This is a genomic window from Citrobacter sp. Igbk 17 (assembly GCF_028069775.1).
Classification (GTDB): domain Bacteria; phylum Pseudomonadota; class Gammaproteobacteria; order Enterobacterales; family Enterobacteriaceae; genus Citrobacter.
Map to the genome: position 1 here is coordinate 46,977 of NZ_JANEWI010000010.1, position 21,344 is coordinate 68,320.

A 21,344-nucleotide genomic window follows, 5' to 3' on the forward strand; every position below is an offset into this window, starting at 1 on the left:
AAGGCCGCAATCGCGGCCTTTTTATTTATCTGTAGTGTTACCAAACCGGCATTTCATCCTGCAGGAACGGGTTATGCAACCGCTCGTAACCCAGCGTAGAGAGTGGTCCGTGACCCGGAATAAACGTCACGTCATCACCCAGCGGTAAGAGTTTACGTTTGATCGCGTCAATCAGTTGGCTGTGATCCCCACGCGGGAAATCACTGCGCCCTACGCCACCTTTGAAAATCACGTCGCCGGAAATCAGTAACTTTGATTGTTCATCAAAGAAGACGACATGCCCTGGCGTGTGACCTGGGCAATGCAACACCTGTAAGGTTACGTTGCCGATGCTAATCCGATCGCCTTCGTTTAGCCAACGATCGGGCGTTAGCGGCTCACAGTCACCCAGGCCAAACATACGGCTTTGCGCAGGCAGTCCCTGCAGCCAGAACTCATCTTCTTTTTCCGGCCCAATAACCGGTACACCGTAATGCTGTGCCAGTTCTGCTGCCGCCCCAACATGGTCGAGATGACCGTGGGTAAGCAGGATCTGCATGAGCGTAAGACCGCTGGCATCCACTTCCTGTTTGATTTTCTCGGCATCACCGCCGGGATCGACCAGTGCGGCCAGACGCGTCTGCTCACACCAGATTAGCGAGCAGTTCTGGGCGAATGCAGTGACCGGAATAATACGATAGTTCATACAGCTCCTGTTTCATTAAGCTTACGGATCACCAGTGCCGTGCAGGCCCGGTGTCAATATGCACAAAGTTACTGCTGGGGTAGTATCCTACACCACCTGCGCGCATAGATAACGCAGCTTTGCGAATATTACTTAATGCGATGCCTTCAATATGGAAATCCATTGCCTGTCCTTTCGTGTGGTAGCTTTTCTTTGCCACACCACGACTACGTGCACGGAGTTCGTTATTGGTATCGATGGAGCGATAGCCGGAGATCAGTTGTACGGGTTTACGCGTACCCAGCAGTCCCTGCAGACGGAAGAGTTGATCAAACAATCCCGGGTCGATGGATTTCACTTTATTCGCCCGAAAGTCACGGAAAAAGTGATTAAGTTTTGCTAATTCGTCCTGAATATAGCCCCTGCCATCAAAAAACTCTGCTTTAATTGACTCACCGGTATGCAGGTTATTCAGCGTCAATATACGCGGACGTGGGGTGGAGAGAGTTGCAAACGCAGGCGTGGGCAGGATGGCAGCGCCGAGGGCAATGCCACCAAGCGCCAGCAATTTGCGGCGATTAGCGTCAAATTTGTCCATGGTATTAAGGTCTACAGGTCAATGTTATCGTATGTATGCTCTAGCGCACGCGGGAAACCTTATCTGGCTAAGTAGTCCACGTCAAGGCTCCCAAACCCAGGAAATACGGGGCTTACAGCCATCCTGCCCCGTTTTCATCATAACTTACGACAATCATTTTCCTCGAACTGCTTCATTTATCTGATTAATTGCTCAGCTTTCGACATGATTTGTGCGCTGGATCGCGCTGTCTGATCGTAATTGTAAATATCTGTTCGATACTGCGTACGTCCATCGCTTCCCACAAAGGCTGTCAGATAGTACAGGTTGACCGGAATATTCTGGCGAATATTGACATATCGCGTATCCCCTTGCTTCAGGGCATCCGAGATGCGTGTATCATTCCAGCCAGCATCCTGCAGCAGCATATTCGCCAGTTCCGAGGCCTTATTCACGCGCACACAGCCAGAACTTAGTGCCCGAGTATCCTTCTGGAACAAATTATGGTTTGGCGTATCGTGCAGATAAATGGCGTCAGAACTCGGCATGTTGAATTTATAGCGCCCCAGAGAATTACGCGCGCCCGGTGCCTGCTGGAAGCGGAACGGCAGATTCGAAGCGGTGATTGTAGCCCAGTCAACCTGCCACGGATCTATCGTCTCTTTGCTGTTCCAGCCGCGCATTACAGTATACCCGTGACGCTCAAGGTACCCCGGATCGTTCCACAATTTAGGCAGTATATCCTTACGCGCCAGCGTCGGCGGCACATTCCACGGCGGGTTTACAACCACGTTATTTAACGCACTGCTCATCATCGGTGTTTTACGATCGGGACGTCCGACGATAACACGGGAAGCCAGCACCTGATTGCCATTCTGGTAATACACCAACGAGTACGCGGGAATATTCACCATGATGCCGGTAGACAACTCACTCGGCAGCAGGCGCAAACGCTGAATATTAAGCGCCAGTACCCCTGCGCGCTGAGCAGGCGTGACATTCAACCAGTCGCGGGTTGCAGGGCCAATCGTGCCATCGGCCCCAAGCCCCTGCCATGTCTGAAAACGTTTCACCGCGTCAACAAGTTCGCGATCGTAGGCGCTACGCCCTTCTTTGGCAGAAGTACTGACACCGGCGTTCAGCATTCCGGTGCGGCGCAGAATTTCGCGCAGTGCCGGGATATCATTACTCCATTCACCGGGGCGCAACGTCGTGGTGCTGGTCAACCGTGGCCAGGGTCGCGAATCCCCCACCAGCTTCAGCAACGACGCATGCATCGCAGCATACTGTGGATGCTGAGGTGTAAGGCTGGTGATAAATGAAGTTAGCTGACCGTTGTCCAGCGCCACCTGCCATTGGTTAACAACGGAGAGCGGTGGTGTTGCCAGTGCATAAGGCTTATCGCTATAGAGCCAGCGGCTACCTTTGACGGGGATATTTGCAATGAAGTGGAGATAGCCCATCATCGCATCAGAAAGCACAGTATCACGTGCCAGACCTGTGACTGCCGGGTCAGTCAGTAACGCGACCCAGGCGTTAAACTGCGGCTGAAAACCGGCAATCGCCACCTCGGCTAACTGTTGTTGAAAGGCTTTTACTGCATCACGATTTTCCCACATCGGTTTCATTTCGCGTGCGGCATACAGCAATTCCAGCTGACTCATATATACCGGCGTATAGCCTGCTGGTAGCTGAGATTGCAATTCAGCGCGAGCTTTATCCACAGATGTGCCATCGGGCAGAGACTGAATTCCCGCCATCACACCGGTCGCGTAAGATTGTACCTGCGGTTGCGATAACGCTGTAGGCTGTTCGCTGACGGCCGCAGAGCTGTCGCCAGGAATCATTTCAGGCTCATCAGCCTGCGCGTTGAACAGTGGAGCGAATGTTACGGCCAGGCACAAACTGATTGCCGACAGCCGACGACCACACATTTTATTAAGCAACATCCCTTGCCCCCTGTTTTCTTTATCATACTTTGAGTAGCCAGACCGCCTGTATTCCCCGTTACTCTCACGGGAGCGGGCCTGTAAAACGCCAATACATTCTGAAGTATGACGAGCAAGCCCGGTGACGCGTTAGGCTTACCTTCAGTATATAAACATCAAATCGTTTTTGCCTAACCTAATGTAAAGAAGTCTAAAGAAATTACACCAGGTATCATGTGCATGTCGGAAAAGAAAAAGGCGGCTTTAGCGCCTAATGCTGTTCAGTTAACATTTCAGTTTCAGAAAGCATCAACATGTGTTGGCGGGGTAATGAACATGCTCTCTCAGAGAAAGGGTTCCGTTCACCTCATGTTCATCGCTTCTCTGTACACTGAACGCCAGTGAACGTGTTAAGGGTGCTATCGCCGCACCCTTAACAATCCCGGCTCCCGGCACGGAAAATTGTTGCTGCGCAATCCCCTCCGCTTATTCCTCCAGGCTACCGGGCCGGGCGCGATGCAACATCCCTGTAGCACGCACCCTGAACCCGCATCCCTGCGGGTTCTCCCGGCCTTACGGAAACACGTCGGCAATTTTCAGCCGGACCAGCCCATATCTGACCATTTCCGCCGTTTTTTCAAACAGCGAAACCGAAATACCTGAAAGTCAGAGAGTAGAAGCGATATCCTCGGTCCGGCTGAAAATCGATGAGACGTTGACGGCGGACCGGGGCTGCCCGCAGGGATGCGGGTAGAGAGGACGGCCTGCAGGGACGCAGGCTCGGCCCCGACCCGACAGGCAGACGGCATAAGACGAATAACTCGCGCAGCGACGATTTTCCCGCCGGGAGCCTGGGTTGCAAGGGAGGCGGCGGCGAGCCTCCCTTGCACGTTCACAGGTATCTGTGATTCAGAGAAGTGATACTGCTGAGGTGAACGGAACCCTGAGCAAGAATCACATATTCACCCTACATGCTTAACTGACAGGCATTAGGCTTTAACACCGCCTTTTTACTTAGCTTGCCTGCGAAGAGGCATCATCTATGCCAGGTAACGGCTCAGGTAACTGAGGGGCAAAACCACGCAGACCCACCACGTGAACGTGTTCGGTATTCTGGAAGACTTTACGCACCAGTTTGTAAGTTGTGCCTTTCTCCGGGCTGATGTTTTCCGGCGCTGCAATAATCAGCTGCATCTGCAAACGCTCGCACAGTTCAAACAGGGTTGCGATGGAGCGGGCATCGAGTCGTGCGGCTTCATCAAGGAACAACAGGCGGCATGGCGAGATATCTTTCCCACGCAGTCTGCGACCTTCATCTTCCCAGCTTTGTACAACCATCACGAGGATTGACATCCCGGTTCCGATCGCTTCCCCCGTGGACAATGCGCCCGATTCAGCACGTAACCAACCGTCAGAACCACGGTTAACCTCAACTTCCATTTCCAGGTAGTTGCGGTAGTCGAGCAGTTCTTCACCAATGGTTTGTGGCGTACGCTGCCCCATGTCAATCTGCGGATTAAGACGCTGATACAACTTCGCCAGCGCTTCAGAGAAGGTCAGACGGTTGCTGTTAAACAGGTCCTGATGCTGTTCATGCTGCTCGGACAGGACATCCAACAAAGTCGCGTGTGTTTCACGCACATTTACGTTCAGACGAACGCTGTTTACCTGACCGAACGACACACTTTGCAGACCCTGGTTCAACATACGAATACGGTTCTGCTCACGCTGGATAGTCTTACGGATGATGTTCGCCACGCTTCGCGAGCTGATAGCCAGCTTCTGTTCACGGGAGGTTAACTCTTCCGTCAGACGGCTCAATTCAATCTCCATCTGCTCGATGGCTTCGACCGGATCGTCTGTACGGATGATATCCTGACGAATACGTTCACGCAGATGCTGGTAGACCGCCACGAAGAACTGGATTTTACGTTCTGGTCGCTTGGGATCTTCAGACATGCGCAGTACATCGCGCAGATGCTCGTTATCCGCCACCGCCAGGCGCAGCGCACCGAGCGCCTTATCCGACATCGAACGCAGTTCATCGCCGGAAAGATAAGCCAGCTCACGACGGTGCAGGCGACGTTCAACGCCGTTGTCTTTTACCATCCGCATCACGGCACACCAGCCGGCTTTCGCGGTCACCACTTGCTCACGCATTTCATGGTAATCGCGCTCAAGCTTGCGCAATCTGCGGGTCAGGTTTTCCATCTCTGCTTCGCAGAAGGTTAGCGCTTTTTCCAGTTGATTACGGCGAGCACGGTTATTACTAAGCTGCGCATGCAGTTCATCACGACGAATACGCGCACGTTCTTCCGCACCGCTATCAGCACGAACGCCGATATCCTGCAGTTCGCGTTGTAAATCGTTCAGCAGTTCTTTCTTGGTGTCATAAGAGCTTTTCAGCGAGGCCATGACCTGATTGTACTGGCTTAGCTGTGCGGCATGGCTGCGCAAAGCCTCACGAGCACGGGTACGTTCAGCCTCCGCGTGTTCCAGACGCTCACGCAGTTTCTCATTCAGATCGCTGTTACCGCTGAGCATTTCGGCGGAGTCGGAATAACTAAAATGCGCCCGACGCTGAACGACTTCAGTGAGTGCAAAGGCCTGCTGACGCGCATCACGCTGCATCTGCTGAGAATACGCGTAGTCTTCTTTCAGCTGTTCAAACTGCTCTGGGTCATTTTGCAGAACGGAAACCATCGGTTCCAGTTTGGCCAGCTGATTACCATGTTGTTGAATAAAACGCGCCGCTTCCTGAGCTTCATCCAGGCGTTCGCGAATTTCATCCACGCGATCGGCTAATGTGTCATCCGCAAGCAAATTTAAACGCGGCAGCAGACGGTTCAGGGCAGAAACACCTTCTTTCGCTTGTTCAAACTGCGTACGGCTTTGCTGGTTATCATTTTCATGGTTGGTGAGCGCACGTTCGAGCTCAACGCGACGGCTATTCAACTGACGAATTTCGGCTTCTGGATCGGCCTCAAACGCTACCGACAGATGGCTGCCGATAAAGCGACTAAATGCCTGATGCAGACGCTGTGTTTTCTGTACGTCGAATGAAAGCGTCGCAAAACGTTCAGACAGCCCCTCACGCTCAGCGTGCAGCGTTTCGATACGGCTTTCACGCGCGGCACGACCAAAAATCGGCACCGTTGGAAAGCGGGAGTAACGCCACTGGCGCTCGGCGGTTTTCACCACCACCGCTTTTTCAAGTTCATCGACGCTGAAGACGCTGTCATCAAACGACTGCGGGTCCCCTTCGATGAAGTAGAGGTCTTCCGGGCAATCCGTCAGCCCATCAAGTTGCTCAGTAATCAGCGACAGATCCGGCACCACGATAGCATGCCGCGAAGGGCCATACAGTGCAGAGAAGTACGGCGCATCTTCGAGGCTAACATCGTCATAAATTTCTGACAGCAGCACGCCGCCGAAGCGTTCCGCCAGTGCGTTCAGACGCTGATCTTCCGCCCCGCCCGGCTGACTTAAACGTTCAATTTCTTCATCAACCGCGTTTTTGCGTGCGCCAACTTCATCACGCTCAACAATGGCTTCACGCTCGCGCTCCAGCAATTGCTGCAAATACTCGGTCACGTCCTGGCTGGAGGTAAACTCTTCGCCGCACTGTTCGCTCAGTTGATTCAGGCTATTTTGCGCAGCCAGCCAGACCGGCGCGCGTTGCATTAAATGCTGAATACGGGATTGCAGCTGTTCCTGTTCCTGACGCAGCGCCATCCGCTGTTCGCTGGCAGACGATACGCTGTCAGACAAGGCGGCAATGCGCGCTTCCAGCTCCTGATGCAGAGCCTCAAGCTCATCGATATCGAAATGCTTACCCTGACGTTTGCAGAATTCAGCCAGCAGACGCTCGGCTTCCTGCTGTTCCCGCAGACGCTGTTCCAGCTCGCTCAGACGCATGCGTAATGGCTGAACTTGTTCCGCCAGATGACGCTGTTCAACACCTTCGCGCAGCAGCTCACGCGCGACGCTCCAGGCATCACCACGCGCCAATGGACCATTAATAGCCGCCACCAGCTGATAAGCCTGCTCGAACTGGCTGTGCGCAGTTTGCGCCACGCTCATTTTTTGTTCCAGCGTCAGCAACTTCTCGGTCGCTTCCTGCTCTTTGGCCTGGAAGGTTTCCAGCCATTCAGCGGCACTGTCGGCGGTGAGATCGGGTAAATGGCAAAGCTCTTTGGCTCGGCTCAGTGCCTGAATCGCCTGAGTATACTGGATGGCTCGCGTTTGCTGAACGTCCAGCGCTTGCTGGTAATCGGCCAGCTGACTTTTCAGCTCATCCACTTCCAGCTCGGCAGCTTCCGCACGGGCTTCATTTTCATCCTGGCGATCGGCAGCTTCTGCCACGACTTCATTTTGTTCTTCGAGGCGAATCTGCAACTCTTCAAGATCCGCTTCGTAGCGTTCAATCTTTTCCTGCTGACGCAGCGCAGTTTGCACCAGATTGAGGTGATCGCTTGCCGCCTGATAATCGGCTTCAAGATCGCCTTCCGCGCCGTTATGCTCACCCAGCTCGCGCGCCATATCCACGTGCTTATACTGCTCAGCCGCTAACTGCTGGCGCGAGGTGTACAGTTCACGGCGATATTCCAGCGCTTTGTCGAGGTGAATACGACGTTCATTAGCGTGGCGCATATAATCCGCTGCCACATAGTTAGTCGCTTCGCTGATCAAATGCTTAAACAGGTCACGATCCGACTGGGTGACGCGAATGGCTTCCAGCGTCATACGGTTTTCACGCAGCGCCGCTTCCATATCCTGGAACGCTTTACGCACGCCGCTGTTTTCTGGCAGCAGGTAATCACGCAGCGAGCGGGTAATGGCGCTGGAGATACCGCCGTACAGCGAGGCTTCAATCAGGCGATAGAATTTACTACGGTCGGACGCAGAGCGCAGACGACGGGCAATGATGCCCAAATCGAACATCAACGAGTGATAATCGGTGATCGAGTTAAACTGCTTAAACTGCACACCTTCCATCTCATCAAGCTTCTCTTTCAGCTCGGCGAGAGACAGAACGCGAGCCTGGCGTTCGTTCAGGGTTTCCGTAACCAGTTGGGTTGGTTGCACCGACATCGGCAACCCCTGAATCGCAAACGGTTTGATGTCCACTTTACGATCGCGCCCGGCAACCTGCTGCAGACGCACGCCGACGACCACACGCTGATGGCGCGAGTTGAGCACGTCAAGCATCGAGTAACAGACACCTGCTTTCAGCTTTCCGTGCAGACCTTTATCGCGTGAGCCGCTAGTTGCGCCGGCTTCGGTGGTATTACGAAAATGCAGCAGGGTTAAATCCGGGATAAGCGCTGTAACGAATGCCGCCATGGTGGTGGATTTACCCGCCCCGTTCCCACCCGACAGCGTGGTAACCAGCTCATCAAGGTCAAACGTACGAGCAAAAAAACCATTCCAGTTAATCAGCGTAAGTGAGCGAAATTTACCACGTTCAATCATTATTCTTCCTCTCCACTGTCCGGCTGATTATCTTCTGGCTCATCATTGAGCTGCAGGTGGTTCTCGACCGACATCGCCTCACCATCACGAATTAAGCGACGCTGTGCTTCGCGTGGATCGTCGCCGCTACGCACATCCGCGCCAAAGCGAAACACAGACTCCGTAATACGGAATTTGCTGCTGTCGTGGCCCATAAACCACACCATGCCTAAACGGCGCAGGCGGTTAAGTGAAGAGCGTACCTTTTCCTGTAGCTTCTGGCGGTCAACGTCTGAACCGGTTGAACGGTTGTTCACTAGCTTCAGCAATTTGGCTTCATCAGCCAACGTTAGCAGCTCGTCGTACAGTTCTTGCTGGGTAAAGATCCCTTCATTCGCCAGACGTTCCGGGCTGAGATAGAGATAGCAAAGAATTTTACCGACCATCATGTCCAGTTCAGACAAGACCGAGCGCGGAATAAGCGTGGTTGAACGCGGACGTAGATAGAAGAACCCCTCCGGTGCACGAATCAATTCCACGTTATAGCGGCTGTAAAACTCTTCAAAATATTCCTGAAAATCCATCAGGAAGGCATGATTATCCAGTTCATCCAGGCCGATATGGCGGCCCGAACGTAAGGCGCTATCCAGCGCCGGAAATAACGGATTCGCCAGCGCCTGCGCCAGCTTGACCGGCATCACTTGTTCAATATTTGTCAATGACATGCGCCTGTACCTTGGCTCCGTAATCATTAATCGGCTGCCATTTGGCTGGCAGTCCGGTGAAGTCTGCTTGCGCTACGCCAAGGCGTACCGCCTGATCGATAACAATACGCGCAACGTCGAAGTGACGCGCACGTGGGTATTGCGCCAAATACTCGCGCACGACCAATCCGAGATCCAGTGGCGTTTGTCTGGATTTATAGATAGCCAACTGTTCTTCGATAATTGCCGCCAGCTGTTCGCGGATCTCGTTAAATTCTTCATATTCCAGATCGGCAGGCAACTCACCGGTGACTTCTTCATCACGCAGTACCATCTCTTCGTCACGCATATCCAGCAGACGATCGGCATTGGCATAGGTCAACGCCCACGGATCGTCAAAATAGCTCTGGACAGACTGACGTAAACGCTGTGCAAAGACGCGATTTTTATCCATATCAATAGCGGTACGGATAAACTTGTGCACGTGTCGATCGTAGCCGATCCACAAATCGATGGATTGCTGACCCCAACTGATAATACGGTCGAGCTTGCTTTGCAGGTCGAACACTAGCCTGTCGACGAAATGCAAATCGTCATGTGCCATCGTCGCGTCCTGAATGCGTAACAGGTTCGCCTGGAGCTTATCGCCTGCGGCTTCCAGCGTATCCTGCAGCTCACGCAGCGTACCAGACGTTTCAGACAGCAGCATTTCACAACTGGAAATTGCCGCCCGCCAGTCTTTGTTCAGCAACTGTGCGATATCGTCTTTTACCTGCTGCTGCTGCTCATCCATAATGCGCTGAGTCAAATCGATACTGTCGAAAATTTCCGCTACCGAATACTTCAATGGTGCATAGACATTGCGGTGCCAGTGGAATTCATCACCACCTTCCGCGGCGGCATCTGCCGCGCGCTTCAGCTCACCAGCAACAATCGACAACTGCATCGACAAACGCAATGTCGAGAATTCACGCTGGCGGATATAGTAATCCGTGATGCCAATCCCCAGCGGCGTTAAACGATAAATAGCGTTACCTTCCGCCTGCTCGCTGGTAAAGCGGTTCAGCAGACGTTGACGTACCATGTCGTTAATCGCGTTATTGGCGCGAACACCGATGGTTTCGCTGGTTTGCTCAAACGCATCACTCACATGGCGGAACGCATCCACCAGCTCGCCTTCGCTCATCTCACCGTCAAGTCGCTCACCGTTCAGCGTGGCCACCGCCAGCAGGAACGAAAGTCTGTCTACCGGCAGAGAGATGGAGAAGTCATTTTTTCTGGCCCAGGCAACCAGTTCGGGGACTGTCTGGGAAAATTCACTCATAGGTTATCCTTGCATCTGCGGTTTGCGCGCGGTGACATGAATATAGCGGCCAAGGCTGATATACGGCTCCTGGCGGCAATAGCGCGTTTCTAACTCAAGTAACATTTCATAACCGTCACGCTGTTGATGCTTATCTCGCAGATAATCATGAAACACGCGTACGCCTGTCTTACCGGTTATCTGCCAACCGATCTCTTCCAGCCACTGATAAACCTGTCCTGGTTCACGCGGGTAGTCTGGTGAAAGCGTACGTTTTTTACGTTTTGGCATCCCAACCTGCACATAGTCAAAATTCCCTGCGACCATGTTGTGCATCAGCAGACCGTTAGCATTGTAGAACATTAACGATAACGCGCCGCCGGGACGCAATACCGACCACAGGGTTTGCAGCACGCAAACTGGTTCAGCCACCCATTCCAGCACAGCATGAAACAATATCAGATCAACCGGGCTTTCCAAATGCGCAGCAACATCCTGAGCGGCGCATTGTATGAAATGCATGTTTCCGCTCACACCTTTTGCCTCTGCTGCCTGCTGCGCACGGGCGATCATCTCACCGGACAGGTCGCATAATGTCACGAAGTGACCGCGCTCCGCCATTTTGATGGCCGTTTGCCCTTCGCCCCCCCCTGCATCCAGAATATGTAATTTCTGTTCACCGAGCGTGGGCAGTAAGCGATCCAAATCCTGCCAAAGAATAGCCTGTCTTAATTGGCCTTTGGTGGTGCCGTAAATGTTACGGGAAAACTTCTCTGCAATGTCATCAAAATTGCGATCCCGCATCGGGCTCTCCACAGGCTGGCTTTAGGGCAACTAAGTAAAACCGCTATTTTGTCACACCCACGCCGAGAATGAACCTTCCTGGTGTAATATCGCTGCAGATCCCCTGCTATATGGTTAAAAAAGGAACCAAAAAGGATGCTTTTTACGCTGAAGAAAGTGATTGGCGGTATGATGCTGCCGCTTCCGTTGATACTGCTTGTGATGGGCATCGGCCTGGGGTTGATCTGGTTTAGCCGCTTTCAGAAAACGGGGAAAGTGTGTATCAGCCTGAGTTGGCTCGCACTTTTACTGCTTAGCCTGCAACCTGTCGCCGATCGTCTGCTGAAACCGCTTGAGGACAGTTATCCTACCTGGCAGGATACACAAAAAGTGCACTACATCGTGGTGCTGGGTGGGGGGTACACCTGGAATCCGCAGTGGGCGCCGAGTTCTAACCTCATCAGTAATAGTCTTCCGCGTCTGAATGAAGGTATTCGTTTGTGGCGGGCGAATCCCGGATCGAAGCTGATTTTTACCGGCGCGGCCGCGAAAACCAATAACGTCAGCACGGCCGAAGTCGGTGCTCGCGTGGCGCAGTCGCTGGGCGTCCCCCGCAGCGAGATCATTACGCTGGATAAACCTAAAGATACCGAAGAAGAAGCGATTGCAGTAAAACAGGCTATTGGCGATGCGCCGTTCCTGCTGGTGACATCCGCATCGCACTTACCGCGTGCGATGATTTTCTTCCAGCAGGCCGGACTGCATCCTTTGCCTGCACCCGCCAATCAACTGGCCATCGATTCACCACTCAATCCGTGGGAGCGAGCAATTCCTTCGCCTGTCTGGCTGATGCATAGCGATCGGGTTGGTTACGAAACGTTGGGACGCATCTGGCAGTGGCTGAAGGGATCGGAACATTGACAGGAATGCTGCCTGATGGCGACACTCACGCGTCTTATCAGGCCGGCGTGTTCAGCGCTCAATTGTAGGCCGGATAAGGCGCTCAGGCTGCCATCCGGCAATGCCGCAACCGGCTACTCAGGCGAGCCAGGGCAGCAGAGATTTAGTCGCCAGATCAAAGTTAGAGCGGCTAAAACGTCCGGTATTGACCAGTTGCGCAACCTCATCCCACAACACGTATAGCCAGCGCCGCCAGATAAATGATTCCGCCACCGGCGCACGTTGTAAATACTGCCACAACAGACTTTCCGCCAGCGCATTGTCCATCAAGCGGAACAATTCATACTCTCTCGGTGCCCACAGCATTAAGCCAGGTCCCACCATCGCCAGAAGCTGATCGCTACGGGCATCTTTGAGCATACTGCGTAAACTGAAATTACCGTGGATCAGTACGCAATTATCATTAAAGCCTTCAAACAAGGCAGGTAAGCATTCTCGGGTACGAAACAAAATTCGCTTGTCCTGCATCGTCAGTCCGGTGTTGTTGAACTGGTTTAACGTGCTCCATAGCACTTCAACACGCTGCCGATACCAGGATGGCCAGAGATTCTCTTGCGTATTGTCCACCGCCCCCACACAGCCACGACTGTCCTGACGGTGCCACGACAGCAAGCCTTCCACGATCTGATCTTTTAAATGCTCCCAGCGTTCCGGGGTTCGGGCAGGCGCTTCTACCGGCACACCGCGTAAACGCTCAAGCAACAGGACATCAGGGCCGGGATGCTCTTCGTGCGTTAAGACCCCATAAATGACTGGCATACGCACCGTCCCGCTGCGTGCCAGCATGGTAGTTTTCCAGGCTAACTGCTGCGCCATCCCCGGTGTGGTGAAACTTCTCGCCATCAGTGGCATCGGATTTCCCTGGCTGTCATACAGTGACCACAGGGCCGTATCCACTTTTTCATTTACGCATTCAATACGACTGAGTTTTTCACCCAACAGATGGCTGAGTTCGGCACGCAACTGTTCCATTTCAGATTGCCCTCATAAATGCTACTGCTTTCATAATGAGCGTCGTGCAGACAGATGTCACCCGGATGAGATCAATTGATGAAAAGAAAAGTGGAGGAAAAGCGTAACGATACGATACGCCTCCCAAAAATACACGTCATACTTCAAGCTGCAGGTGAGTAAAGCCTCCTGCAACTTAAATTATTCAGCGTATCTTGATGGAGAATCGTGAGAAAAACTAACGCATCTCAGCGCGAACGCGCTCAAGATCTTCAGCGGTATCAACCCCTGTGCCAGGCACTTCCTTAGCAACGGCGACGTGAATTTTTTCGCCGTACCACAGCACACGCAGTTGCTCCAGCATTTCAATATGCTCAAGCGGACTCGGCTGCCAGTTTACATAGCGGCGAATAAATCCGGCGCGATAACCGTAAATGCCCAGGTGACGCAGGAAGGTATCGCCCACCGTTTCGAGGCTTTTGGCAAAACGGTCGCGATCCCATGGGATCGTCGCACGGGAAAAATAGAGTGCATAGCCTTCGGCATCCAGCACAACTTTTACCGCATTCGGATTAAATGCTTCTTCCGCGCTATGAATGGGGGCTGCCAGCGTCGCCATTCCGACCTGACGTTGCGCCAGATTTTCTGCCACCTGACGAATAATGACCGCCGGGATCATCGGCTCATCGCCCTGTACGTTCACGATAACGGTATCATCGCTAAAACCACATTTTTCGACAACTTCCGCCAGACGCTCCGTACCGGACTGATGATCGGCACGTGTCATGCACACTTCGCCACCCACCGCTTCTACCGCGCGAGCGACATCTTCATGATCGGTGGCAACAATAATACGCTCAGCGCCAGATTCACGCGCTCGCTCCAGCACATGCACAATCATGGGCTTGCCGTTGATATCCAGCAGCGGCTTACCCGGCAAACGCGTGGATGCATAACGCGCAGGAATAATGACCACAAAACTCATGATTTACTCTCATCAGCAGTCAGAACACGGGCTTCGGTTTCCAGCAAAACGGGAATGCCATCGCGCAGTGGGAAAGCAAGGTTATCCAGTTTACAAATCAGTTCCTGTTTTTCCTGGTTAAACCAGAGTTTTCCATTGCATACCGGGCAGGCAATGATTTCAAGCAGACGATGATCCATAGTTCCTCCAGATGGACCGGATTGTGAATCCGTAAATATTAACATAATCAATTAAGAGGCTGGGTCTATTTCCCAACCGTGCCGAGAGTCAGCAAATAAACCGTCCGGGCAATTCCCCAATGTCACTCGCGTCGCCTGCTGCCAGCGAGCAAAATCACTGATGGCCTGGAGCAAGCCTTTTTGTAGCGTCACCCCGGGCCTAACGCCATCCTGTAACCACAGTGAAATGACTTCCAGCACAGCGGTTTTACGGTGCATTTTGGCATCTATACGTCCAACCAACTGGCCGCGATGCAGCAGAGGTAAGACAAAATAGCCGTACTGACGTTTGGCCGCTGGCGTATAGCATTCCAGTCGGTAGCTAAAATCAAACAGCTGTTCAGCCCGTTTACGATCCCAGACCACCGGGTCAAACGGGGATAAAACAGCGCTGTGAGTGGCAGTCAACTTTCCTGCCAGAGCAAGTTCCAGTTGCGGCTGAAGGTTGCTATGCAGCCACAGGGTGCCCAGCCCTTCTACATCAACAGGAATTATATGTCGCTGTTCCCTTCGCATATCGCACCAGTTTTTTAACGCCGGGCGCTTCAGTCGATAGTAATCCGCCAACCACTGCTCCCGGAAGATACCCAAACTACGAGCGCTATTATCCAGCATCACAATTTCGGCTTCATCCTGCGACAGCCAGTCACGCTCGTCATCCCAATGAGGCATGACGCGATGCGTTAAATCATACACTCGCTGAAAATTACGCCGCTCCACCACCATCACTTTCCCGGATGTAAAAAGCCCTTCCAGATGCCGCTTTTGTGGTTTCCATTCCCACCAGCCGCTGGCACCCTTACGTGGATGCTCAAAATCGGCTGAGCGTACCGGCCCATTATGCTGGATATGCTGTAACAGCTGCTCAATCTCATGCGCATGTTCTTTCATCCACGCCGCTTTGTATTTCCAGCCCATTTTTTCCGGAGCCAACATCCGATGGCGTATCAGCATAAAGTCACTGCGCGGTAAAAAACAGGCTTCATGCGCCCAGTACTCCATCAGTTCACCCTGCAGTAAGGCGTCATCGAGCCATTGGGGGGAATAGTCGCCCAAACGACTAAACAGCACCAGATAGGGACTACGCGCGACAATATTGATGGTATCGATTTGCAATAGGGACATGCGAGAAATGGTCGCCAGAATATCCGCCGGCGTTGCCCGACGACGTGTTTTTTTCAGCAGACCTTGTGCAGCAAGGTGAAGATGACGGGCATCCGTCAAAGAAAGGTGCGGCAACGACATTTATGGCCTCATAAATGATCCGCTGCCGCAGCTTGAATCGGTTAGCGAGTCAGCGAGATTAAGCTATCCAGCAACGCATCAGGCCGTTCGCCTGACAGATGTGCGTCAACGGGTAAATACCACCAGTTCTCATCGGAAAATGCGCGGCATTTGACGGCATCTTTTTCCGTCATCACCAGCGTTTGTCCTTCGGCTACCAACGTACTGACGTCACTGTAGGTCAGAGACTGATGGTCCGCCAGTGCGACACATTTTTGTGGCCTTGCACCACATGCCTCAAGCGTGGCAAAAAAACGGGGTGGGTGGCCGATACCCGCCATGGCGACAATATCAGGAAGTTGCGCGACATCGCGGCGTTCACCGGTACGTAAATTAACGGCCAGTCCCGGCTCAAGATGCATGGGAATTTCACCCGGTCGCGCAACGCCGCCATTAACGATCGTGGCATCCACCGATTTCAGCCGACCAGCACGCTCACGCATTGGACCCGCAGGAAGCCACCAGCCGTTACCAAACCGACGCACACCGTCAATCACCACGATTTCAACATCACGAGCCAGACGATAGTGCTGTAACCCATCGTCCGTCACAATGATCTGCACATCATGATGAGCAAGGATCGCTTTTACCGCATCCGATCTTACCGGAGATACCGCTACGGGTACGCCGGTACGTTGAAAGATAAGCACAGGCTCATCACCCGCTTCTGCGGTAGTGGTGTCTGCCGTTAGCAATAGCGGATAAGTCGCTGCTTTCCCGCCATAGCCACGGGACACTACGCCCACACGAATACCGCGTTGCTGCAGCTGTTCAACCAGCCAGATGACTACCGGTGTTTTACCATTGCCGCCTGCGGTCAGATTACCGACTATCACCACCGGTACTGGCGCACGCCATGCACGTTTAAGCCCAAGCTTGTAGCATAGACGAATCCCGCCACTCACCAGACCATACAGCCAGGAAAGTGGCAGTAATAATCGCCATAACGGCGATTCACCGGACCAGATACGTGCGATCATTGACCAAATTGCATTTTATGTAATTGTGCATAAACCCCACGCTGCTCAAGCAGTTCGCTATGAGTTCCGCGCTCAACAATCAGCCCGTCTTCCACCACGATGATCTCGTCTGCCTGTTCAATGGTAGAAAGGCGGTGGGCAATAACCAGAGAAGTACGGTTTTTCTGTAGCTCATCAAGTGCAGACTGAATCGCACGTTCGGATTCGGTATCCAGCGCCGACGTAGCTTCATCGAGGATCAGGATCGGGCTGTCGCGCAGCAAGGCGCGAGCGATGGCGATACGCTGGCGCTGACCACCTGAAAGCAGCACGCCGTTTTCGCCAATCACCGTATCCAGACCATCATCCATCTTGTTGATGAAATCCATGGCGTAGGCCATCTGAGCAGCTTTTTCGATCTGCTCACGGCTATACATATCGGTACGCGCATAGGCGATATTGTTGGCAACCGTATCGTTGAACAGGTGAACGTTCTGCGATACCAGCGCCACCTGATCGCGCAGAGATGACAGGGTATATTCACGCAGGTCGTGCCCATCCATCAGGATCTGCCCTTCATCAATATCGTAGAAGCGTGTAATCAGGCTGGCGATGGTGGATTTACCAGAACCAGAACGTCCAACCAGGGCAACGGTTTTGCCCGCCGGTATATTCAGGTTGATGTTACGTAACGCAGGAATGTCACGGCCCGGGTAGGTAAAGGTCACATTACGGAACTCCAGATCGCCGGAAGCGCGTTCAATGACGCGTTTACCTTCATCTTTCTCTTGTTCGCTATCCAGAATCGTAAATAAGGTCTGACATGCCGCCATACCGCGCTGGAACTGTGCATTGACGTTTGTCAGTGATTTCAGCGGACGCATCAGTGCGATCATTGAAGAGAAGACAACGGTAATTGTCCCTGCCGTCAGGTTTTCCATTACGCTTGGGAAACTGGCCGCATATAACACGAAAGCCAGAGCCAGAGAAGCGATCAACTGGATGATAGGATCGGAGATAGAAGAGGCAGAAACCATCTTCATCCCCTGCAAACGCATCTTGTTGCTGACTTTATCAAAACGCTTGGTTTCAACTTCCTGACCACCAAAAATCAACACTTCTTTGTGGCCTTTCAGCATCTGCTCTGCGCTGGTGGTAACCTGCCCCATGGTGTTTTGCATGTTTTTACTGATGTTACGAAAACGCTTGGAGACCACGCGAATGGCCACCGACACGATGGGTGCCAGCACAATCAGGATCAATGACAGCTGCCAACTGTAGTAGAACATCATGATAAACAGGCCAATAATTGAGGCCCCTTCACGTACCACAGTGATCAATGCGCCGGAAGACGAAGACGCGACCTGCTCTGAATCATAGGTAATACGAGACAGCAGCGTACCGGTGGACTGTTTATCAAAAAAGGCGACAGGCATGCCCATCATATGACCAAACAGGCGGCGGCGCATGGTCATAACCACTTTGCCTGACACCCATGAAATACAGTAGCTGGAGACATAGCTCGTAATACCACGAACTATCATCAGCCCAATGACCACCAGCGGCATCCACAGCAGCACAGAGCGATCGGTTTTACCAAAACCATCATCCAGTAATGGCTTGAGGAGCGATAACATGAAGGTATCGCTGGCCGCGTTAAGGACTAACGCTATACCCGCCACGATCAGACCCGATTTAAAAGGCGCTATGGTTGGCCATAGTCGGCGAAACGTCTGCCACGTAGAGAGATCTTTATCGTTATGCATTCAAAAAACCAGCATTTGTTAGAATAGCCGCATATTCTACCCGTTATCCTCCAACACGCCAAACCACTGATGATACCAACGGGGTAAAATCTGATCCCGTAAACTGCGTATTCGCCAACTTTTTTGATAAATATCCAGCGTGATTTGCCCCTGGTGGGGTGTGTCCAGCCACTGGTAATTTTGTTGCCGGTAACGCTGCCGGACTTTCCATGACGGTAGACGCCAGGCATTGTAGCGGGATGCAGAGGCTATTGCGGCCTGTCCACCAATGCGTTGAACTAGCGCCAATGAGGATGACGTGTTACTCCCATGGTGTGGAACCTGCACAAACGTAGCCTGCAGATGCTGCCAGTAGTGACTTAGCATTTTTTGTTCAGCTGGGGATTCAATATCACCTGTCAGAAGAATACTCTGATGTCCGTCATCCACCTTTACCACACAGGAATGGTTATTCCCCTGCTCTTTATTTCCACTGACTGGCCAATGTGCGCTAAATGTTAATCCCTGCCACTGCCAGCGTTCCCCGCGAAAACAAGGGAGATGACCTTTCCAGCCCAACGGACTTCTAATCCACAGCGACGGCCAGGCTTGCTGTAGTGATTGCAACCCTCCCCGGTGATCCAAATGTTCGTGGCTTAGAATTACCCCTTGCGGTTCCAGGTTGTGCCAACGTAGCCAGGGAATGATCAACTGCTGCGCACTATCGCCCTCGGGCCAGGCCAATCCGGTATCATAGAGAATCGCTTTACCATTACGGGCAATCACCATTGCCAGTCCCTGCCCTACATCCAGCATATGGACCTGCCACAAATCAGCGCGGGGTGTTCTCCAGAATGGTCCACTCAATAACAAAAGTCCGGTAAAACAGGCAACCGGTAGCGTTTTCCATGCTTTTAATCGCCATGCAATAAGCGTCAGCCATGGGGACAGCGCAAGCCATTGCCAACGTCCATCAATGTTGATCCATCCTTCCGGTAAGCTATTGAGTCCCCAAAATAACAGTGCCAGAGAACGGTCAGCGAAATACCACAATCCCGCCTCAATCATCACCTGACCGGTTAAATGCACGACCATTCCCGCTAATATCAGGGGAACTGAAACAAATGTGACCAGCGGTACCGCAAATAAATTGGCCAAGAATGAGGTCAGGCTAATACCGTGAAATAATGCGATTTGGACAGGCAGAAGCAGCACCGTAATACCCAACTGAAGATGAGCAAGCGCCAGTGCTGCACGCCCGATACGCGGGAGTGGCCAGTACGGCATCGGCATCCACTGATACCAGAATATCAGCGCCGCTACGGCGAAAGCAGACAACCACAGGCTTTGTGAAAGCACCGCGACCGGATCCACTACCACAATTGCTGCCAGGCAGGTAATCCAGACTGCCCAGCCACTCCACTGCCTGCCGCTTAGTTTTAGTCCCCCCCATACCATTAGCGCGGTGACCGTGCGTAATGCCGGTGGCTGCAGCCCCGTCAGCCAGGCATAAAATACAGCGCAGAGCACACCCCCGACTAGCGGAGCCTGCCAGCAGATCCAGCGTGCCGGCATAAAAAATTGTCCACCGCGTATCAGTCCGCCAGCGAGGAGTGCGGCAAAAGCAATATGCAGCCCGGAAATGGCCATCAAATGTGCTGTTCCGGTATCACGCATTATATTTTTTACCGCCTGCGATACAGACAAACGTTCCCCCATCCCTAACCCCAGTATGACTTGCTGCCAGGGATAGGCGGCAAGCGTGGTTTTTAGCGAGGAGAGATAACGTGCACGCAGACTGCATTGCGGCGTAATCACTGAGGCCTGCAGAAAACGCCCCGTCAGCGGCTGATGCTGTGCCAATGCATAGCGCTGGCTATCAAATCCACCTTCATTCAGTTGCCCATGCACAGCGCGAACTTTCAGCCTCATCGCCCATGTCTGACCTGCGCAAACATCGCCGGGTAAGTACTGCCCATACAGGACGACGCCAACGGCAGGAAATATCCGTCTCCCCTGAAGGTGTGTAATCTGACCGTAGTGCGTGGTCATATTGTCGGTCCCGGTTATTTGAACGATAGCCTGCTGCGTTTTGGCCGGGAGCGTATCCCCAGCCCAGAGAACCTCTTTCGCTGCCAGTATTCCCCACAGGAAAAACAGCAGGACTAATCCGGCGTAATGCATATATCGATGAGGAATGAGACAAAGCAGACACGCCAGACCAAATACAAAGCTGACACATAGCATGTCAGGTAATACGGGTAATACCGTCAGCGGGAGAATGCCGCATAACGCACACGTACTGATTGTTGTTATTTTCATATGACACCTCCCTGTGACAGAGAGTGTGCAGGACAACTCAGCAGATGTCTGGCAACTATTTACCGGTAAACGAGGTGCATTCCGCTGTTATTTAACTGCAGATGTAACATACAACCAGGTTGGGAGAGCGATTCCAGTACAGAGAGGTAAAAATGAAAAAAGCACCCATACAGGTGCTTTTCTCGGAGCTAAGTCTTGCTGAGGACTTAACCGTAAATATTGGCGCGATCGCGCAGTTCTTTACCCGGTTTAAAGTGCGGAACATATTTTCCTTCCAGATCCACTTTATCGCCAGTCTTCGGATTACGTCCGGTGCGTGGTGCGCGGTAATGCAAAGAAAAACTACCGAAACCGCGGATTTCAATACGCTCGCCCTGCGCAAGAGTCGAGGCCATATGTTCCAGCATCTCTTTTACTGCATCTTCAACCGCTTTCGCGGGAATATGAGGTTGCTGGGTTGCAAGTCTTTCAATCAATTCTGACTTGGTCATGATTCCTCCGGTTCCT

The 21,344-nt window shown here is 52.6% G+C and carries 16 protein-coding genes; 1 reads left to right on the plus strand and 15 read right to left on the minus strand.

Translation table 11 applies throughout. The features are described 5' to 3' along the window. Positions 1 to 37: 37 nt before the first annotated feature. The 7 genes from NNO08_RS08405 to cmoM form a co-directional block, all read right to left on the minus strand. Positions 38 to 685, minus strand: a complete 648-nt coding sequence (locus tag NNO08_RS08405; RefSeq protein WP_271440653.1) for an MBL fold metallo-hydrolase — start codon at positions 683 to 685, stop codon at positions 38 to 40. Positions 686 to 713: 28 nt separating this feature from the next. After that, complete coding sequence (locus NNO08_RS08410) at positions 714 to 1,262, minus strand: YcbK family protein (RefSeq protein ID WP_003831948.1); 549 nt, start codon at positions 1,260 to 1,262, stop codon at positions 714 to 716. 176 nt (positions 1,263 to 1,438) lie between these two features. Further along, on the minus strand, positions 1,439 to 3,190 hold the full coding sequence (ldtD, locus tag NNO08_RS08415) for a L,D-transpeptidase (protein WP_271456550.1): 1,752 nt from the start codon (positions 3,188 to 3,190) through the stop codon (positions 1,439 to 1,441). A 993-nt stretch (positions 3,191 to 4,183) separates the two neighbouring features. Next, on the minus strand, positions 4,184 to 8,644 hold the full coding sequence (mukB, locus tag NNO08_RS08420; RefSeq protein ID WP_271440651.1) for a chromosome partition protein MukB: 4,461 nt from the start codon (positions 8,642 to 8,644) through the stop codon (positions 4,184 to 4,186). Beyond that, on the minus strand, positions 8,644 to 9,348 hold the full coding sequence (mukE, locus tag NNO08_RS08425; protein WP_137382828.1) for a chromosome partition protein MukE: 705 nt from the start codon (positions 9,346 to 9,348) through the stop codon (positions 8,644 to 8,646). Before mukE ends, mukB begins: the two co-directional genes overlap by 1 nt. Then, positions 9,329 to 10,651: a chromosome partition protein MukF gene (mukF, locus tag NNO08_RS08430; protein ID WP_048212134.1), complete on the minus strand. Its 1,323-nt coding sequence runs from the start codon at positions 10,649 to 10,651 to the stop codon at positions 9,329 to 9,331. The genes mukE and mukF overlap by 20 nt, the downstream gene beginning before the upstream one ends. Before the next feature lie 3 nt (positions 10,652 to 10,654). Continuing rightward, positions 10,655 to 11,434, minus strand: coding sequence for a tRNA uridine 5-oxyacetic acid(34) methyltransferase CmoM (gene cmoM, locus NNO08_RS08435; RefSeq protein WP_040231810.1), 780 nt, complete (start codon positions 11,432 to 11,434; stop codon positions 10,655 to 10,657). Between the two features lie 135 nt (positions 11,435 to 11,569). Here cmoM and elyC point away from each other — a divergent pair, with 135 nt between their 5' ends. Continuing rightward, complete coding sequence (elyC, locus tag NNO08_RS08440) at positions 11,570 to 12,334, plus strand: envelope biogenesis factor ElyC (RefSeq protein ID WP_271440650.1); 765 nt, start codon at positions 11,570 to 11,572, stop codon at positions 12,332 to 12,334. Between the two features lie 117 nt (positions 12,335 to 12,451). On the opposite strand, the gene NNO08_RS08445 is transcribed toward elyC, so the two are convergent. From NNO08_RS08445 to ihfB, 8 genes are all read right to left on the minus strand, one after another. Then, complete coding sequence (locus tag NNO08_RS08445; protein ID WP_137382824.1) at positions 12,452 to 13,345, minus strand: YcbJ family phosphotransferase; 894 nt, start codon at positions 13,343 to 13,345, stop codon at positions 12,452 to 12,454. 217 nt (positions 13,346 to 13,562) lie between these two features. Further along, on the minus strand, positions 13,563 to 14,309 hold the full coding sequence (gene kdsB, locus NNO08_RS08450) for a 3-deoxy-manno-octulosonate cytidylyltransferase (protein WP_016152452.1): 747 nt from the start codon (positions 14,307 to 14,309) through the stop codon (positions 13,563 to 13,565). Then, positions 14,306 to 14,488, minus strand: coding sequence for a protein YcaR (gene ycaR, locus NNO08_RS08455; protein ID WP_003035793.1), 183 nt, complete (start codon positions 14,486 to 14,488; stop codon positions 14,306 to 14,308). The genes kdsB and ycaR overlap by 4 nt, the downstream gene beginning before the upstream one ends. A 51-nt stretch (positions 14,489 to 14,539) precedes the next feature. After that, positions 14,540 to 15,772 carry a winged helix-turn-helix domain-containing protein gene (locus tag NNO08_RS08460; RefSeq protein ID WP_271440649.1) on the minus strand — a complete coding sequence of 411 codons (1,233 nt, stop codon included), beginning with the start codon at positions 15,770 to 15,772 and terminating at the stop codon, positions 14,540 to 14,542. A 41-nt stretch (positions 15,773 to 15,813) separates the two neighbouring features. Further along, a complete protein-coding gene (lpxK, locus tag NNO08_RS08465; protein ID WP_271455082.1) occupies positions 15,814 to 16,791 on the minus strand; it encodes a tetraacyldisaccharide 4'-kinase in 978 nt (325 codons plus the stop codon). Next, positions 16,788 to 18,536, minus strand: a complete 1,749-nt coding sequence (gene msbA, locus NNO08_RS08470; protein ID WP_271449315.1) for a lipid A ABC transporter ATP-binding protein/permease MsbA — start codon at positions 18,534 to 18,536, stop codon at positions 16,788 to 16,790. Before msbA ends, lpxK begins: the two co-directional genes overlap by 4 nt. 36 nt (positions 18,537 to 18,572) lie before the next feature. Further along, positions 18,573 to 20,837 carry a ComEC family protein gene (locus tag NNO08_RS08475; protein ID WP_271456551.1) on the minus strand — a complete coding sequence of 755 codons (2,265 nt, stop codon included), beginning with the start codon at positions 20,835 to 20,837 and terminating at the stop codon, positions 18,573 to 18,575. A gap of 206 nt (positions 20,838 to 21,043) precedes the next feature. Then, a complete protein-coding gene (gene ihfB / locus NNO08_RS08480; RefSeq protein WP_003035780.1) occupies positions 21,044 to 21,328 on the minus strand; it encodes an integration host factor subunit beta in 285 nt (94 codons plus the stop codon). Between the last annotated feature and the right edge of the window lie 16 nt (positions 21,329 to 21,344).

What these genes read in the sequence shown, in the direction of transcription:
- NNO08_RS08475 (WP_271456551.1), bottom strand. Translation starts at nt 20,837, where the DNA reads ATGAAAATAACAACAATCAGTACGTGTGCGTTATGCGGCATTCTCCCG.
- mukB (WP_271440651.1), bottom strand. Translation starts at nt 8,644, where the DNA reads ATGATTGAACGTGGTAAATTTCGCTCACTTACGCTGATTAACTGGAAT.
- mukF (WP_048212134.1), bottom strand. Translation starts at nt 10,651, where the DNA reads ATGAGTGAATTTTCCCAGACAGTCCCCGAACTGGTTGCCTGGGCCAGA.
- NNO08_RS08405 (WP_271440653.1), bottom strand. Translation starts at nt 685, where the DNA reads ATGAACTATCGTATTATTCCGGTCACTGCATTCGCCCAGAACTGCTCG.
- cmoM (WP_040231810.1), bottom strand. Translation starts at nt 11,434, where the DNA reads ATGCGGGATCGCAATTTTGATGACATTGCAGAGAAGTTTTCCCGTAAC.
- msbA (WP_271449315.1), bottom strand. Translation starts at nt 18,536, where the DNA reads ATGCATAACGATAAAGATCTCTCTACGTGGCAGACGTTTCGCCGACTA.
- elyC (WP_271440650.1), top strand. Translation starts at nt 11,570, where the DNA reads ATGCTTTTTACGCTGAAGAAAGTGATTGGCGGTATGATGCTGCCGCTT.
- ihfB (WP_003035780.1), bottom strand. Translation starts at nt 21,328, where the DNA reads ATGACCAAGTCAGAATTGATTGAAAGACTTGCAACCCAGCAACCTCAT.
- NNO08_RS08460 (WP_271440649.1), bottom strand. Translation starts at nt 15,772, where the DNA reads ATGTCGTTGCCGCACCTTTCTTTGACGGATGCCCGTCATCTTCACCTT.
- mukE (WP_137382828.1), bottom strand. Translation starts at nt 9,348, where the DNA reads ATGTCATTGACAAATATTGAACAAGTGATGCCGGTCAAGCTGGCGCAG.
- ldtD (WP_271456550.1), bottom strand. Translation starts at nt 3,190, where the DNA reads ATGTTGCTTAATAAAATGTGTGGTCGTCGGCTGTCGGCAATCAGTTTG.
- ycaR (WP_003035793.1), bottom strand. Translation starts at nt 14,488, where the DNA reads ATGGATCATCGTCTGCTTGAAATCATTGCCTGCCCGGTATGCAATGGA.
- kdsB (WP_016152452.1), bottom strand. Translation starts at nt 14,309, where the DNA reads ATGAGTTTTGTGGTCATTATTCCTGCGCGTTATGCATCCACGCGTTTG.
- lpxK (WP_271455082.1), bottom strand. Translation starts at nt 16,791, where the DNA reads ATGATCGCACGTATCTGGTCCGGTGAATCGCCGTTATGGCGATTATTA.
- NNO08_RS08410 (WP_003831948.1), bottom strand. Translation starts at nt 1,262, where the DNA reads ATGGACAAATTTGACGCTAATCGCCGCAAATTGCTGGCGCTTGGTGGC.
- NNO08_RS08445 (WP_137382824.1), bottom strand. Translation starts at nt 13,345, where the DNA reads ATGGAACAGTTGCGTGCCGAACTCAGCCATCTGTTGGGTGAAAAACTC.